Annotated in this window: 1 protein-coding gene and 1 pseudogene; both read right to left on the bottom strand. The window is 41.3% G+C overall.

The features are described from left to right. On the bottom strand, nt 1-191 hold a 191-nt coding region (locus RI557_RS11720), incomplete at its 3' end, for a hypothetical protein (RefSeq protein ID WP_310683964.1). Nucleotides 192-212: 21 nt separating this feature from the next. Beyond that, nucleotides 213-508 (bottom strand): annotated as a pseudogene (locus RI557_RS11715) (ribonucleoside-diphosphate reductase subunit alpha); the annotation flags it as partial.

Below are 508 nucleotides of genomic sequence, written 5' to 3'. Positions count from 1 at the left end.
CTATTGTTTTCAATATAAAACTTGTGATAAGGCGTACAATACAATATACGACCATCATCGACTTCAACCCGAATCAACTCTTGATTTTCACCTGTTTTATGGACTTGCACACTGCTGTATTCTTCACCATTCCATACATTAACCCATTGTCCATCGAGTGAATAGATCGGTTTCTCTCCTTGATCAGTCAATATTTTTGTTTCGGGTGAAACACACAGATTGCTGGATTTAATTGTGCCAATATTTTGTTGATTGCTCTTTTGATTGGCTGCGTCCTTGTAGAGCATATAAGGTGTTCCAGTCTCAATCTGAGAGTCTAGGATTTTCAACCACAATTGGCGAGCGGGAATTTGTCGTTTATAGCGTTGTTCACTTTCGTATCTCTCGTACAACTCTTTAAACTCTTCGCCCACGGCATCCGAGAGTCCAGGGCACTCATCCGGACACATTAGCGACCAAGGCAAATTTTTTTGGACTCGTTCCATAAATAGGTCGGGAATCCAAAGCG

The sequence above is a fragment of the Salibacter sp. genome, assembly GCF_031581065.1.
Lineage (GTDB): Bacteria > Bacteroidota > Bacteroidia > Flavobacteriales_G > Salibacteraceae > Salibacter.
The sequence above is the reverse complement of the archived record's forward strand: the minus strand, read 5'-3'. Positions and strand labels throughout refer to the sequence as shown.